The sequence below is a fragment of the Bradyrhizobium sp. SZCCHNRI1009 genome (genome assembly GCF_032487575.1).
Taxonomy (GTDB): domain Bacteria; phylum Pseudomonadota; class Alphaproteobacteria; order Rhizobiales; family Xanthobacteraceae; genus Bradyrhizobium.
In genome coordinates this window covers 283,050-297,015 of the sequence record NZ_JAUEUL010000006.1, presented here as the reverse complement: position 1 = coordinate 297,015, position 13,966 = coordinate 283,050, and the positions used below count along the sequence as shown (strand labels likewise).

The following is a 13,966-nucleotide window of genomic DNA, read 5'->3' as shown; positions in this document are numbered from 1 at the left end:
AGCCGCCTCGTCGCGACATGTTCACGAGGCCACGGCGCGCTCGCCGCCAGGCGCCTCTCCCATTCCTATTCCGAGATCCCATCATGGACCATTGTTCGACACCCGTCCGGCGGGGGTTGCTCCGCTCAACCACCGTGCTGACATCGCCGGCGCTGCTGGCATTCGCCCTTTCGAGCCCCGTGCTCGCACAGGACCCATCGCAGGCTCGCTCCGGCACCACGTTGCCGCAGGTGACGGTCACTGTCCCGCAGCCCCGCCCGGCCGCCCGAACGGCAGTCCGCCGCAGGGGCGCACATGCGGCGACGACCAATCCGGCAGTTGCGCCACCGCCGCAGGCGGCCTCATCCGACGGCGTCGCCACGCCTCCCGGCGCCACTTCGGTTGCGCCGGGTGACATCCTGGCGAAGCGGGCCACCACGAGCGACACGGCTGCGCTATTTGCCGATGTGCCCGGCGTCAGCCTCTATTCGGCCGGCGGAGTCTCGAGCCTGCCAGCGATCCATGGCCTCGCCGACGACCGCCTGCGTATCAAGGTCGACGGCATGGACACCATCGCCTCGTGTCCCAATCACATGACCCCGGCGCTGTCCTACATCGATCCGGCCCAGGTCGCCGCGGCCAAGGTCTGGGCGGGCATCACGCCCGTGAGCGTCGGCGGCGACTCGATCGGCGGCACCGTCGCGGTCAACTCGCCGGCGGCCCTGTTCGCGGCGCCGGGGCAGAGCCTGCTGACCAAAGGCAGCATCGGCACGTTCTACCGCAGCAACGGCAACGTGCGCGGCGTCAACCTGTCGGCCACCATGGCCACCGAGAACTACAGCGTCAGCTACAGCGGCGCTGCGGTCAAGGCAGACAACTATACGGCCGGCGGCAACTTCAAGAACTTCACCCTGAGGAGCTCGATCACGCCGGTGCTTCCCCTCGATCAGGTCGGCTCATCCGCCTACGAGACCAGGAATCATCTGATGGGCGTCGCCTGGAGCAAGGACGGCCAGCTCATCGAGCTGAAGGCGGGGGTGCAGGAGGTCCCCTATCAGCTCTACCCGAACCAGCGCATGGACATGCTGGGCAACGATGCCTACAGCGTCAACCTGCACCATCTTGGCCGGTTCGACTGGGGCGATCTGGACACCCGCCTCTACCATCAGTCCGTCGATCACTACATGAACTTCGGCGGTGATCGGCTGTTCTCGTATGGCACGCTGAAGCCGCCGAACACGACGGGAGCAAGCTATCCGGTCAACGGCATGCCGATGTATACGCGCACCAAAACCAACGGCCTGACCTCCAAGGCCGACATCACGCTGTCGCCCCGCGACGTGGTCCGCGTCGGCGTCGATCTGCAGACCTACCGTCTCGACGACTGGTGGCCGCCGGCCCCCGATTGCGGCGTCGGCAACTGCATCGGCGGCATGGCGCCGCTGACGTTCTGGAACATCAACGGCGGCAAGCGCGACCGGGCCGGCGTGTTCAGCGAGTGGGAGGCGAAGTGGAGCCCGTCCTGGCTGTCGCTGCTGGGCGTGCGGTTCGAGCGCGTCGAGACCGACACCGGACCGGTCGTCGGCTACAACACCAGCACCACGCCGCTGACATCGGGGTTCATGTCGGGCATGTACGAGACGAGCTCGGTCGGCTCCCGCGCGGCGTTCAACGCCATGGATCGCTCGCGAAAGGACAACAATATCGACCTGACGGCGCTGTTCCGGAACACGCCGAGCGCTCATCTCACCTTCGAGTTCGGCGCGATGCAGAAGACCCGGTCGCCGAATCTGTACGAACGCTATTCCTGGTCGCGCAACACCATGGCGCTGGAGATGAACAACTTCGTCGGCGACGGCAACGGCTATCTCGGAAACCCCGATCTGAGACCCGAGGTCGCCCATACCGTGAGCTTCACCGGCGCGTGGCACAGCGCCGACCATGAGGCCGAGCTCCGGCTCACCCCCTACTACACCCATGTGCGCGACTACATCGACGCGGTGCAGTGGAAGGCCGCCACCAACACCGCTGCCGTGCCTGCCGTCGCTAACCAGTTCGTGATCATGAAGTACATGAACCAGCAGGCACGGCTGTACGGCTTCGATCTGTCCGGCAAGGTACCGCTGGGCAGCACGCCGGTCGGCGATTTCGGCCTGAAGGGAGTCCTGAGCTATACCAACGGCAGGAACCTCGACACCGGAAGCGGCCTCTACAACATCATGCCGATCAACGGCAAGCTGACGCTCACGCACCGGCTCGACGGCTGGGACAGCGGCCTCGAGCTGGTGATGGTGGGCCGCAAGTCCGACGTCTCCGTCGCGCGCAACGAGCTGAAGACCCCGGGCTACAGCCTGGTCAACCTGCGCAGCAACTACACTTGGCAGAAACTGCGCATCAGCTTCGGCGTCGAGAACCTGTTCAACAAGCTCTACTACCTGCCGCTCGGCGGCGCCTATGTCGGCGAGGGCGCATCGATGTCGTTCAACAAGGAGGCCGGGACCATCGCTGCCACCGGCGGCGGCGTATCGGGCACCGCGACGATGTGGGGCACCGCCGTTCCCGGTCCCGGACGTTCGTTCTATCTGGGTGCGAACCTGGAATTCTGACGCCGGCATTCGCAGCACTGCCCTGTCCCGCAAGCGGGACAGGGCGAGAGCGGGCGCCAGACGACGACGTCGTCGCGACCAGCTGCACGAGCGAGACGTAACGTCGCGCATCGCGCCATCTGCGATTCTCGGCCGAAATCGCGGCCCTCACGAACTTGGAAAAGCTCTAAGAGCGATTCCAGCCGCCGCTCCGTTGACACATCGGGGCGGTTGCCGTCTCCACTGATCCCACGATGCATCGTATTTGAATTTGCTCATTGGAGGGATTGATGAGACTGACCATCGCCGCCGTGCTCGGTGCCGCACTCGCCGGCTTCGCCATCTCGCCGGCTCTGGCCGACGGCTACAAGGACTGCACCAAGCTCGACAAGGCCCAGTGGAAGCCGACGGCCGAGGCGGAAGCCAAGGCCAAGGAAGCGGGCTACGAGGTGCGCCGCTCGAAGGTCGAGGGCTCCTGCTACGAGGTCTACGGCGTCAAGGGCGGCAAGCTGTATGAGCTGTTCTACAGCCCCGAGGATCTCAGCCTGAAGCACACGATCGCCAAGTAGTTGGCGCAAGCGTCGTCCAGCGTGCTGAACGACGTGACGTGAGAGCCATGCACGGCACAGCCCCCAGAGCCAGCCTGAAACGCCAGGACACCGCCGACACCGTGCAGGTCTGGGACCTGCCGCTGCGGCTGTGGCACTGGATGCTCGCCGTGCTGGTGCTCATCGCCTGGGTGACGCCGAACGTCCATGACGGGCTGCACCGGATTGCGGGCTACGCGATCCTGGGTTTGCTCGCCTTTCGCCTGATCTGGGGCATCATCGGCACCCGCCATTCGCGCTTCCGCAGTCTCCGTGCCCGGCTGCGCGCGACGCCGGCCTACCTGTGGAATCTGCGGCGCGGCAGGACCGGGCGCTATCTCGGGCTGAATCCCGCCGGCACGGCGATGCAGCTCGCATTGCTGCTTCTGCTGATCGTCTCCGCGGTGACCGGCGCGATGCAGGTGACCGTACGGTTCTTCGGCGTCTGGTGGGTCGAGGACACCCACGAGGTGACGTCCTATCTGCTGATCCCGCTGGTGGTGCTGCATGTCGCCGGCGTCGTGCTGGTGAGCCGCCTGCAGCACGAGAATCTCGCATGCGCCATGCTGACCGGACGCAAGCTGCTGCGGCGAACGATGCAGCGTGGGCAGCAGTCCAGCGCAAGAGTGGACTCATAAGCGACACACGGAACTCACAATCGCGCACCGTTGCGCTGATGTCACAGTTCCCGCAAAAGCCGCTGGCCACGGGCGTCGTGTTATTGCACCTCGCCGCCAAGCGCCGAACAATCGCAGGTATCGGATACCTGACCGCCCCTCACCAGCAGGGGCTCGGATTTTGGGGAGACCGGATGATGAGCTCGCAGCAGCTTCTGACGCGTGCGTTGTGTCGGTCCGTTGTCCTGGCAGCTTGTGCGGCGGCTTGGCCCGCGGCTGCCGCCGAGATCGAGGCGGCGACGCCGCCCATCGTCGCGGAGCCGATCGCGACGTCGCCGCAGCCGACCGCAGCCGAGCCTGCGCTGACGACCGCGTCGATCACCCCATCGGCCGTCCTGCCTGCGGACGAACAGGCCGCTCCCAACGCGGCAACCGAACCGCCCCGGCCCACCGTCGCCAGCGCCGACCACATCGAGATCCTCGACGAGTGCCCCGACATCGATGCCTGCATCGACCGCTATCTGTTCGCGCTGTATGAGCGCGCGCCGAAGCTCGACAAGATCCGCGAAACCGAGCGCCGCGTCGTCACGGTCAAGCGCAAGGGGCGCATGGTCAAGGTGACGCGCAGCTTCACCAAGCTCGTCGACAATGACTTTACCTGGAAGGATCCGAAGGCGGCCGAGCGCGTCGGCCGCAGCATGGCCGAATACGTGATCGGCGGCATGGACCGCGGCTTCAAGCTGAAGCTGTTTCACACCCTGCACGCCGCCGAGGCCGCGGGTCTCGCGCCGGGCATCACCAGCGGATTCCGCGACGACTATCGCCAGGAGATCGCGAGCGGGCTGAAGGCGGCCAGCAATCGCTCCTATCACGGCGGCAGCCTGCGCGGCGGCTACGGCCATGGCCTCGCGGCTGACATCGTCAGCGTCAACGGCGCGACGCGCGCGCAGCGCTGGGTCGCGACCGAGGCGCTGTGGAAATGGGTCGACGCCAACGGCAAGACGTTCGGCATCGGCCGGCCCTATCTCGACCGCGACCCGCCGCATGTCGGCCCGGTCGACGGCGAGGAATATGCCAAGCATCGCGCGCCGGCCGTGAAGGTGGCAGCGGCGGAGACGAACAAGCATAAGCGCATCGCCGCGCGACCGGAGCATCATGCGGCCAAGCGCGCGAAGGCGGTCCGCGCGTCGGCGCTGGCGTCGCGGCGGACGGGGTGATTGCAAGCGTAGATTGCTACGCCTGTCGCTAAACCACGGACTTGACGACATCCTTCAGTGCGGTGAGCGATGCAGCGCCCTCTCCCCTTGTGGGAGAGGTCATCTCCGAACCATCCACGCACGCGGTCGGGTGAGGGGTCTCTCTCCGCGAGCGTTGCTCGTGGAGGCATACCCCTCACCCAAACAGATTTGTGGCAGTCACCACCTTGCCCTCTCCCACAAGGGGAGAGGGCGCATTCATGGGCATCGCACTCGACTTGTCATCCTCAATCGCTACGATTGAGTTTGATAGTTACTTCGCGATCAAAACAAAAAAGGCCGGGGCAATGCCCCGGCCTTCGTCGTTTCGCCGCGCGTTGCGCCGGAACTCAGTAGCGGTAGTGGTCCGACTTGAATGGGCCTTCCAGCTTGACGCCGATATACGAAGCCTGGTCGGGGCGCAGCTTGGTGAGGGTCACGCCGATCTTGGCGAGGTGCAGCATGGCCACCTTCTCGTCGAGCGACTTCGGCAGCACGTAGACTTCCTTCTTGTACTTGCCGTCCTTGTTGTTGGCGTAGAGTTCGATCTGCGCCAGCGTCTGGTTGGTGAAGGACGCCGACATCACGAAAGACGGGTGGCCCATCGCATTGCCGAGGTTCACGAGGCGGCCTTCGGACAGCAGGATCATGCGCTTGCCGTCGGGGAAGGTGATCTCGTCGACCTGCGGCTTGATGTTGGTCCACTTCAGGTTCTTCAGCGAGGCGACCTGGATCTCGTTGTCAAAGTGGCCGATGTTGCAGACGATGGCGCGATCCTTCATCGCGCGCATGTGCTCGATGGTGATGATGTCCTTGTTGCCGGTGGCGGTCACGAAGATGTCGGCGCGCGGCGCGGCATCTTCCATCGTCACGACCTCATAGCCCTCCATCGCCGCCTGCAGCGCGCAGATCGGATCGATTTCGGACACCATGACGCGGCAGCCGGCCTGGCGCAGCGATGCGGCCGAGCCCTTGCCGACGTCGCCGAAGCCCGCGACCATCGCGACCTTGCCCGACATCATCACGTCGGTGCCGCGGCGGATGCCGTCGACCAGCGACTCGCGGCAGCCATAGAGGTTGTCGAACTTCGACTTGGTGACGCTGTCGTTGACGTTGATCGCGGGCCACAGCAGAGTGCCGGCCTTCTGCATGTCGTACAGACGATGCACGCCCGTGGTGGTCTCCTCCGAGACGCCCTTGATCGACTTGGCGATCTCGGCGAAGTAGCCCTTCGGCTTCTCCTTGAGCTGCTTCTTCAGCAGCGCGAAGAACACCTCCTCTTCCTCGGAGGCCGGCTTGTCGAGGAACGCCGCATCGCCGTTCTCGGCGCGCAGGCCGAGATGGACGTACATGGTGGCGTCGCCGCCGTCATCGAGGATCATGTTGGGATGGCCGCCGCCATGCCAGTCGAACAGTTTTGCGGTGTAGTCCCAGTAGTCGACCAGCGTCTCGCCCTTGACGGCGAACACCGGAATGCCGGCGGCGGCGATCGCGGCGGCCGCGTGGTCCTGGGTCGAATAGATGTTGCAGGAGACCCAGCGGATGTCGGCGCCGAGCGCCTTCAGCGTCTCGATCAGGACCGCGGTCTGGATGGTCATGTGCAGCGAGCCTGCGATGCGCGCGCCCTTCAGCGGCTGCTTCGGGCCATACTCCTCGCGCGTCGCCATCAGGCCGGGCATCTCGGTCTCAGCGAGCGAGATCTCCTTGCGGCCGAACTCGGCGAGCGAAATGTCCTTGACGATGTAGTCGGTAAAACCTGGCTTGGCGGTCATGTCGGGTTCCTGGTCGGATGAATTCGAACTGGTCGTAACGAATGAGATAGACGCGTCGAGGCGCAGTCCAGATCACTCTCCCCGTTGCTCACGGGGAGAGGCAACGGCGGCCTTCTGCCGCCGTCTTCTGACGACGCCGATGCGAGGCATCGGCTGTCATCTCTCTCCGCGCGCGCGGGGAGAGAGATGACGTGTGAATCACACCGCGCGTTTGAACGATTCGGCGAGGTCGGTCTTCTCCCAGGAGAAGCCGCCCTCGTTGTCCGGCGTGCGGCCGAAATGGCCGTAGGACGAGGTGCGCGCGTAGATCGGACGGTTGAGGTCGAGGTGGCTGCGGATGCCGCGCGGGGTGAGATCCATCACCTCGGCCGCGATCTTCTCGAGCCGGTCCTCGGGCACCTTGCCGGTGCCATGGGTGTCGATATAGATCGAGAGCGGGCGCGCCACGCCGATCGCGTAGGCCAACTGCAGCGTGCAGCGGTCAGCAAGACCGGCGGCGACGATGTTCTTGGCGACGTAACGCGCGGCATAGGCGGCGGAACGATCGACCTTGGTCGGGTCCTTGCCCGAGAAGGCGCCGCCGCCATGCGGGGCTGCGCCGCCATAGGTGTCGACGATGATCTTGCGGCCGGTGAGGCCAGCGTCGCCGTCGGGACCGCCGATGAAGAACTTGCCGGTCGGATTGATGTGCCAGATCGTGTTGGGGGTGATCCAACCTTCCGGCAGCGCCTTGCGCACGTAAGGCTCGACCCGCTCCCGCACCTGCTCCGAGGTCATGTCCTCGACCAGATGCTGGTGCGACACCACGATCTCGCGGACGCCGACCGGCTTGCCGTTCTCATACTGCACGGTCACCTGGCTCTTGGAGTCCGGACCGAGCACCTTCTCGACCCCGGAGTGACGAGCCTCCGAGATCAGACGCAGGATCTTGTGGGCGTAGAAGATCGGTGCCGGCATCAGATCCGGGGTCTCGTTGGTGGCGTAACCGAACATGATGCCCTGGTCGCCCGCGCCCTCTTCCTTGCGCTCGCCAGGCTGCAGCGCATCGACGCCCTGCGCGATGTCGGCGGACTGCGGGTGCAGCAGGATCTCGATGTCGCAGGTCTTCCAGTGGAAGCCTTGCTGCTCGTAGCCGATGTCCTTGATGGCCTCGCGGACGACGTGTTCGATGTGGTCGTTGGTGACCGAGGACGGGCCACGGGTCTCGCCGGCGATCACGACCTTGTTGGTGGTGGCAAGCGTCTCGCAGGCGGCGCGGATCTGCCAGGGGTCGATGCCGGCCTTCGGCCCTTCACGGTAGAACAGGTCGACGATCTCGTCGGAAATACGGTCGCAGACCTTGTCCGGATGGCCCTCGGACACCGACTCCGAGGTGAACAGATAAGACGCGCGCATCAAGCAACCCCTTCTTTGCCGCCCACGGCGGTCATTTGTATTGATCCCAAGTCTCTCGATCCCAAGTCTCTTGATCCCAACTGTCCTGATCCCAGGATGTCAGTCGCGACGCCGCGAGATGACGTAGGACTCGTCGTAGAACCACAGCCCGTTGTGCTTTCGCAGAACCTCTCTGGCGGCGTCGAGCGCACGAGACGAGTGGGCCACCTCGGTCAGGCGGTCTTCCTCGATCTGCGCGACATACACCGCCGCGTTCCAGGCTGCAAAGGCCGTCGAGGTTCCGATCGCACCGGTGACCTCGTTGGGCAGAGCCTCCATCTCATACCTGAAAATCGAGCGATTGTCCGCATAGGCGTTAAAATTTAAGTCTCGCCCACTGGAGCCCAGCTCGTATTTCACGGCGCGCAATAGCTCATGGCGGCTGACCGAGAAAGGATTTTCTCCGGGCCAGACCGCCTGGATGATGTCCAGGCCGGGATCCTGGCCGTGGGAGTGGATTCCGATCAGCCGGCCGCCCGGCTTTAAGGCACGCGCCAGCGGTGCGATGATGCGCTTGGCGCGAAAATTGACCGAGGACCGGGCACGGTAGGGCTGGGAGGCGATGATCAGGTCGAAATTGGCCTCGACCCGTCCGGCCCGCGGGATGATGCCGTCGAGCAGGAAGCGGTGGTCCTCGCGGTACAGCACCAGCGCGATCGGCCGTTCGTAGACCGGCATGCCGGTGCGCTGGGAGACGTTGGCGCGCCAGTTCTGCTCCAGAAACGGCTTCAGCGCGGTGATCTGGGCCTCGAAATCCCCGGACGAATCGCCCTGCAGCACGACCTCGTGCCAGATCATCGACGCCGCGACCGAAGGCGACGCCGGCGTCAGCCAGGGCGCCTCGGCATAGTTCATGTTGGTGAACACGAACACGCTGGCCGGATGCTCGAACAGCCGGTCCGGCACCTTCTCCAGTGTCAGCCGGACGTCCTCGAGGCTCAGCTCCTTGCCGGCGACATAGAACGGAATGTGTGGAAAACGGCCGTGCATCGTGCGCAGCACCTTCGACAGCACGGTGCCGTCGCCGACGCCGGCGTCGAACAGCCGCAGCGCCGGCGGCCGCGGATGGATGCTGGCGAGCTCGAGACCGACGCGCTCGGCCACCACCCGCTTCTCGCTGCAGGTGTGCACGAACAGCAGGTATTTCTGGCGGTTCTCGAAGAAGCGGAAATTGCTCTTGGGATCGCGCTTCTCCGGCACGACGTCGAGCCGCGGCGGCGGCAGCGTGCCGGTGGAAGCCGCGATATAGGCCTGGATGCGGTCCAGCGTATCGATGGTGATGCGCTTGCCCTCGCGCAGCCGCTGCACGAGCTTGCCGTCGTTCACGGCCCGGCGGCCGAACGTCGATTCCGCCATGTCCGACTGGCGGCAGAACTCCGTGATCTGGGCGAGCAGCTGGTCGTTCTTCATTCGGTCCGACGGGTGGGAAATGCAAGTGGGCAGCGCGCCCTTGGCCCAACCTCCTAGCACCATCTGCCCACCATTGGAAAGAGCCTGAACCCGGACCCTTCCGGACGCAACAAACCGGATAGGTTCCTGCCTCTCGTCCCCACGGTCCGTGCCGATGCGCCGCTCCCTCCTGCTGCTGATACCGCTGCTGGCTGCCCTCTGGACGTCTCCCGCCCTCGCCCAGTCGAAGTCCCAGCTCGGCCCGCTCTGCACCACCGAGACGACGCCTGCGGACCAGATGATCGCCGCCTGCAACAAGATCATCGCCCTGAAGGCGTTTTCCGGCCGCCAGCTGGCGACGATCTATTTCTGGCGGGCGGTCGGCTGGAACAAGAAGGGCGACTACACCCACGTGATCGCGGATGCCACCGAGGCGCTACGGCTGGCACCGGCGCAGGCGATCTATAATCTGCGCGGCTCGGCCTACTACGACAAAGGCGAGTACGAGATCGCGATCGCCGACTTCAACGACGCCATCAAGAGCGGCGCGCCGAGCGGCACGCTCTTCCACAACCGCGGCAACGCCTATCGCGGCACCGGCGACTACGCCAAGGCGATCGCCGACTACGACCAGGCGATCAGGCTGATGCCGAAATCCGCGCTGTCCTGGCAGAATCGCGGCATCTCCAAGGAAGCGACCGGCGACCTCGACGGCGCGCTTGGCGACATCAACGAGGCGATCCGGCTCGATCCGGCGCTGGCCTCGCCGCTGATCAACCGCAGTGTGATCTGGCGCGCCAAGGGCCATCTCGACCGCGCCGTCGCCGACGCTTCGGAGGCGGTCCGGCTCGCGCAGAATCCGCCGGCCAACGTGATGACGCCGCCGGGCAGCGTCGTCATCGCTGCCCATGTGCATCGCGCGCTGGCCTATGAGGCCAAGGGCGAGTTCGACGCGGCCAAGGCGGATTACGCCGCGGCGCTGACGACGACCGCATCCGATGCCGGCAGCAAGGCCAACCAGGCCACCGCCAGGGTGCGTCTGTCGCTGCTGTCGGAGGCGGTGGTGCGCCCCCAGCCGCAGCCGGAATCCACGGCCCCCTCCTCGGCCGCAGCGGCGCCGACGGGGCAGCGCATGGCGCTGGTCATCGGCAACGGGGCCTACGCTCACGTGCAGCCACTGCCCAATCCGCCGCGCGATGCGCGAGCAATCGCCAGGAGCCTGCGCGACATCGGCTTCACGGTGACCGAGGGCATCGATCTCGACCGCGCGGCGATGCAGGCCAAGACGCGCGACTTCCTGCGCGAGGCGACGCGGGCGCAGGTGGCCGTCGTGTTCTATGCCGGCCACGGCGTGCAGATCGACGGCCGCAACTATCTCCTGCCCACCGACATCGCACCGTCCGCGGGCAGCGATGTGGTCACGGCAATGGTCGACATGGACCAGATCCTGGCCGGGCTCGACGACCAGGTCCGCACCAACATCCTGATCCTCGATGCCTGCCGCAACAATCCGTTCGCGCCGCCGGAGACGGCAAGCGCCGGACCCGGCCGGGGTCTCAGCGCCACCGGGCTGGCCGCACCATCGTCGCTCGGTGCTGGCGCGACGTCCGGGGCCGGCACGCTGATCGCGTTCGCGACCGCGCCGGGCAAGGTCGCGCTCGACGGCGACGGCGACAACAGCCCGTTCTCGGCGGCGCTGTCGCGCCACATCGGCACGCCCGGGCTCGAGGTGCAGCAGATGCTGACGCGCGTACGCGCCGAGGTCGTGGCCGGCACCAAGAACCGGCAGGTGCCGTGGTCGAATTCCTCGCTGCTTGGCGAAGTCTATCTGGCGGCGAGATAAACCTGGGGCTGGGCAGGCACTGCCACAGCCCGACCATCACAGCCCGCGAGACAGGTGCGGCACGCCCGAATCCTGATATCCTTTCTGAACAATGGAGACCAAGCGTGTCGCCGTCGGCCCGCCGCATCGCCGACACGATCCGCTAGCAACAAGTTCGTCTCGAAGGATGAGGGAGGCTCGCATGATCGGTCGTTTCGTTGTCGGACTAGGTGTGTCGCTCGCGCTGGCGGCAGGCCCGGCGCTCGCCGACGATGTCAGCGGCGTCTGGCTGCGCGAAAGCGGCGCCTCCAAGGTCAGATTCGCGCCCTGCGGCGGCGCCATCTGCGGCACGCTGGTCTGGATCAAGGAAGGCACGGTTACCCCCGCCAAGGTCGGCCAGCGGCTGTTCTCCGGCATGAAGCCGACCGGACCCAACGCGTGGGCCGGCAGCTACAGCAATCCCGACGACGGCAAGACCTACGATGCCAAGATGACCCTGTCCGGCGGCACGCTGACCACGGCCGGCTGCGCCTTCGGCGGCGTCATCTGCCGTTCCTCGACCTGGACGCGGACGAATTAGAGCTCCGTTTGCGAATTCATACTACGGTCGGGTCACATCAGGGCATCGATCGTCCATATGGCAGCGAAAACGCAGGCGCGGCTGGGATTCGTGCTGTTTGCGGTGATCACCGCGGCAGTCGCGACGTTCGTGCTGGCACGCCGCTCGGCGACACTGTCCGGCAGCGACCACCGCATGGTCCGCCAGCTCGTCGTCCACTACAATCTGCTGGCTCGCCCCGATGACCCGATCATCGTGCTCGGTGACAGCATCGTCGAGGCGGCGACGCTGCCGGCCAACGCCTGCGGGCATCCGGTCGTCAACGCCGGTCTCGCCGGCGCCGGGACGCGCAGCGATCTCGCCGGCTGGCTGAAGCCCGCACTCGGGCCGAAACGGCCGTTCGCGATCATCGTCTCGCTCGGCGTGAACGACGCGCTGGCCGCCAAGCCCGACTCCAGCGAGGTCTTCGCTGCGCGCTACGAGGCCCTGCTGCGCGAGCTGTCAAAGCTCACCACGCGCATCTTCATCGCCGAGTTTCCCTCCGTCGAGGCGCGCGGGCCATTCACGCCGGCCATGGAGAAGGCCGCCGCGGCGAGCATCACCGGCTATCGCGCCGTGCTGCCGGACCTCGCAAGGCGCACCGGCGCGACCTTCCTGCCCCTGCCGCCGATGGAATCGCCGTTCACGCTCGAAGGCATCCATCTGAATGCCACGGGCTATCGGTCCTGGGACCAGGCGATCCTGCAAGGAACCGAGCTCGCCTGCCGCTGATCCGCAGGCTGCGAAAACATTCCTTCACTTTGCGCCGGCTAGGATTGGGCGTACATCCCGTCGAGACGGTTAACGATCACCGCATGGCCCTGCCTCACACATCGACATCGTCTGGGACTCACAAGCTGCTCGGGCTCGAGCTGCTGCGTTTCATCGCCACGATCTCGGTGCTGTTGTGGCACTATCCGCACTTCGCCTACGTCGCCGACGCGCCGGTCGATCTCGTCCGAAGCGAATTGCCATTCTACCGCGTGCTGTTCCCGTTCTACGAGCTCGGCGAATACGGCGTGGTGATCTTCTGGTGCATCTCCGGGTTCATCTTCTTCTGGAAGTACAGCGCGCTCGTCCCGGATGGCGCGGTCGACGGCTGGACCTTCTTCGTCAACCGGCTGTCGCGGCTCTATCCGCTGCATCTCGCAACGCTGCTGCTGGTCGCGGGGCTGCAGGCCCTCTATGTCGCGCAGCACGGCTTCTTCTTCGTCTACCAGAGCAACGATCTCGCTCATTTCGTCGCCCAGCTTTTCATGGCGAGCGACTGGCTGCCGCCGACCGGGGTCAGCTTCAACGGCCCGATCTGGTCGATCTCGATCGAGGTGCTGGTCTATGCGGCATTCTTCCTGGCGCTGCGCTTCGTCACCACGTCGCCGCTGTTGAACCTGGCGATGATCCTGGCCGGGATCGCGAGCGGGACGCTGGTCGGCAAATGCTTCGTGTTCTTCTATGCCGGCGGACTGGCCGCCATGGCGCGGCAGGGCGTCGCCGAAGTCTCGTATCGGCCGAAGCTCGAGGCGCTCGCAGCATGCGCCGTCATTGGCATTCCGTTCGCGCTCTGGCTATCAGGCGTCGCGCTCGCCGGGCGCTCCGCAGCATTCCTGCTCGTCTATACACCTGTCTTGTTGTTCATCTGCGCGACGCCCATCACGCTGCCACGGCGAACCGAAGTCCTGCTGCAGGCAGCCGGCAACATGACCTATTCCTGCTACCTGTTGCACTTCCCGATCCAACTCACGATCGCGCTCGCTTTCGGTGCGCTTGGACGAGCGATCCCATACGGCAGCGAGATGTTCTGGATCGGCTTCATGGGGCTGACCTTCACGGCAGCGTATCTCACCTATGACCGGTTTGAGGCCCCCGCCCAGCGGCTGATCCGCCGCGCCCTGCTGCGCAAAAACGAAGCGGGGCGGATTGCTCCGGCCCCGCTCCCACATCATTGATC

The 13,966-nt window shown here is 65.6% G+C and carries 11 protein-coding genes; 8 read left to right on the top strand and 3 right to left on the bottom strand.

Features of this window, described 5'->3' with window-relative positions:
- Positions 1-116: 116 nt before the first annotated feature.
- The 4 genes from QX010_RS14350 (at position 117) to QX010_RS14335 (ending at position 4,985) form a co-directional block, all read left to right on the top strand.
- Positions 117-2,585: a TonB-dependent receptor gene (locus QX010_RS14350; RefSeq protein WP_316180109.1), complete on the top strand. Its 2,469-nt coding sequence runs from the start codon at positions 117-119 to the stop codon at positions 2,583-2,585.
- 269 nt (positions 2,586-2,854) lie between these two features.
- Positions 2,855-3,133: a PepSY domain-containing protein gene (locus QX010_RS14345; RefSeq protein ID WP_316180108.1), complete on the top strand. Its 279-nt coding sequence runs from the start codon at positions 2,855-2,857 to the stop codon at positions 3,131-3,133.
- Between the two features lie 47 nt (positions 3,134-3,180).
- Positions 3,181-3,789 carry a cytochrome b/b6 domain-containing protein gene (locus QX010_RS14340; RefSeq protein ID WP_316180106.1) on the top strand — a complete coding sequence of 203 codons (609 nt, stop codon included), beginning with the start codon at positions 3,181-3,183 and terminating at the stop codon, positions 3,787-3,789.
- Between the two features lie 173 nt (positions 3,790-3,962).
- The gene (locus QX010_RS14335) at positions 3,963-4,985 is read left to right on the top strand and encodes a hypothetical protein (protein WP_316180104.1); all 1,023 of its coding nucleotides are present in this window, start codon (positions 3,963-3,965) and stop codon (positions 4,983-4,985) included.
- A gap of 368 nt (positions 4,986-5,353) precedes the next feature.
- On the opposite strand, the gene ahcY is transcribed toward QX010_RS14335, so the two are convergent.
- The 3 genes from ahcY to QX010_RS14320 form a co-directional block, all read right to left on the bottom strand.
- On the bottom strand, positions 5,354-6,775 hold the full coding sequence (gene ahcY / locus QX010_RS14330) for an adenosylhomocysteinase (RefSeq protein WP_316180103.1): 1,422 nt from the start codon (positions 6,773-6,775) through the stop codon (positions 5,354-5,356).
- 198 nt (positions 6,776-6,973) lie between these two features.
- Positions 6,974-8,170, bottom strand: coding sequence for a methionine adenosyltransferase (gene metK, locus QX010_RS14325; RefSeq protein ID WP_316180101.1), 1,197 nt, complete (start codon positions 8,168-8,170; stop codon positions 6,974-6,976).
- A 99-nt stretch (positions 8,171-8,269) separates the two neighbouring features.
- Complete coding sequence (locus tag QX010_RS14320) at positions 8,270-9,619, bottom strand: hypothetical protein (RefSeq protein ID WP_172112675.1); 1,350 nt, start codon at positions 9,617-9,619, stop codon at positions 8,270-8,272.
- A 154-nt stretch (positions 9,620-9,773) separates the two neighbouring features.
- Here QX010_RS14320 and QX010_RS14315 point away from each other — a divergent pair, with 154 nt between their 5' ends.
- The 4 genes from QX010_RS14315 to QX010_RS14300 all read left to right on the top strand — a co-directional run bounded on the left by QX010_RS14315 (position 9,774) and on the right by QX010_RS14300 (position 13,964).
- A complete protein-coding gene (locus QX010_RS14315; protein WP_316180100.1) occupies positions 9,774-11,441 on the top strand; it encodes a caspase family protein in 1,668 nt (555 codons plus the stop codon).
- Between the two features lie 181 nt (positions 11,442-11,622).
- A complete protein-coding gene (locus QX010_RS14310; protein ID WP_315803541.1) occupies positions 11,623-12,000 on the top strand; it encodes a DUF2147 domain-containing protein in 378 nt (125 codons plus the stop codon).
- A 57-nt stretch (positions 12,001-12,057) separates the two neighbouring features.
- Entirely contained in the window at positions 12,058-12,750 is a 693-nt protein-coding gene (locus QX010_RS14305; RefSeq protein WP_316180098.1) for an SGNH/GDSL hydrolase family protein, read from the top strand.
- Between the two features lie 83 nt (positions 12,751-12,833).
- Positions 12,834-13,964, top strand: coding sequence for an acyltransferase (locus QX010_RS14300; protein WP_316180096.1), 1,131 nt, complete (start codon positions 12,834-12,836; stop codon positions 13,962-13,964).
- The last annotated feature ends 2 nt before the right edge of the window (positions 13,965-13,966 follow it).

Excerpts from the sequence above, each read along its gene's own strand:
- QX010_RS14345 (WP_316180108.1), top strand. The coding sequence starts at position 2,855 with ATGAGACTGACCATCGCCGCCGTGCTCGGTGCCGCACTCGCCGGCTTC.
- QX010_RS14340 (WP_316180106.1), top strand. The coding sequence starts at position 3,181 with ATGCACGGCACAGCCCCCAGAGCCAGCCTGAAACGCCAGGACACCGCC.
- QX010_RS14335 (WP_316180104.1), top strand. The coding sequence starts at position 3,963 with ATGATGAGCTCGCAGCAGCTTCTGACGCGTGCGTTGTGTCGGTCCGTT.
- ahcY (WP_316180103.1), bottom strand. The coding sequence starts at position 6,775 with ATGACCGCCAAGCCAGGTTTTACCGACTACATCGTCAAGGACATTTCG.
- metK (WP_316180101.1), bottom strand. The coding sequence starts at position 8,170 with ATGCGCGCGTCTTATCTGTTCACCTCGGAGTCGGTGTCCGAGGGCCAT.
- QX010_RS14320 (WP_172112675.1), bottom strand. The coding sequence starts at position 9,619 with ATGAAGAACGACCAGCTGCTCGCCCAGATCACGGAGTTCTGCCGCCAG.
- QX010_RS14315 (WP_316180100.1), top strand. The coding sequence starts at position 9,774 with ATGCGCCGCTCCCTCCTGCTGCTGATACCGCTGCTGGCTGCCCTCTGG.
- QX010_RS14310 (WP_315803541.1), top strand. The coding sequence starts at position 11,623 with ATGATCGGTCGTTTCGTTGTCGGACTAGGTGTGTCGCTCGCGCTGGCG.
- QX010_RS14305 (WP_316180098.1), top strand. The coding sequence starts at position 12,058 with ATGGCAGCGAAAACGCAGGCGCGGCTGGGATTCGTGCTGTTTGCGGTG.
- QX010_RS14300 (WP_316180096.1), top strand. The coding sequence starts at position 12,834 with ATGGCCCTGCCTCACACATCGACATCGTCTGGGACTCACAAGCTGCTC.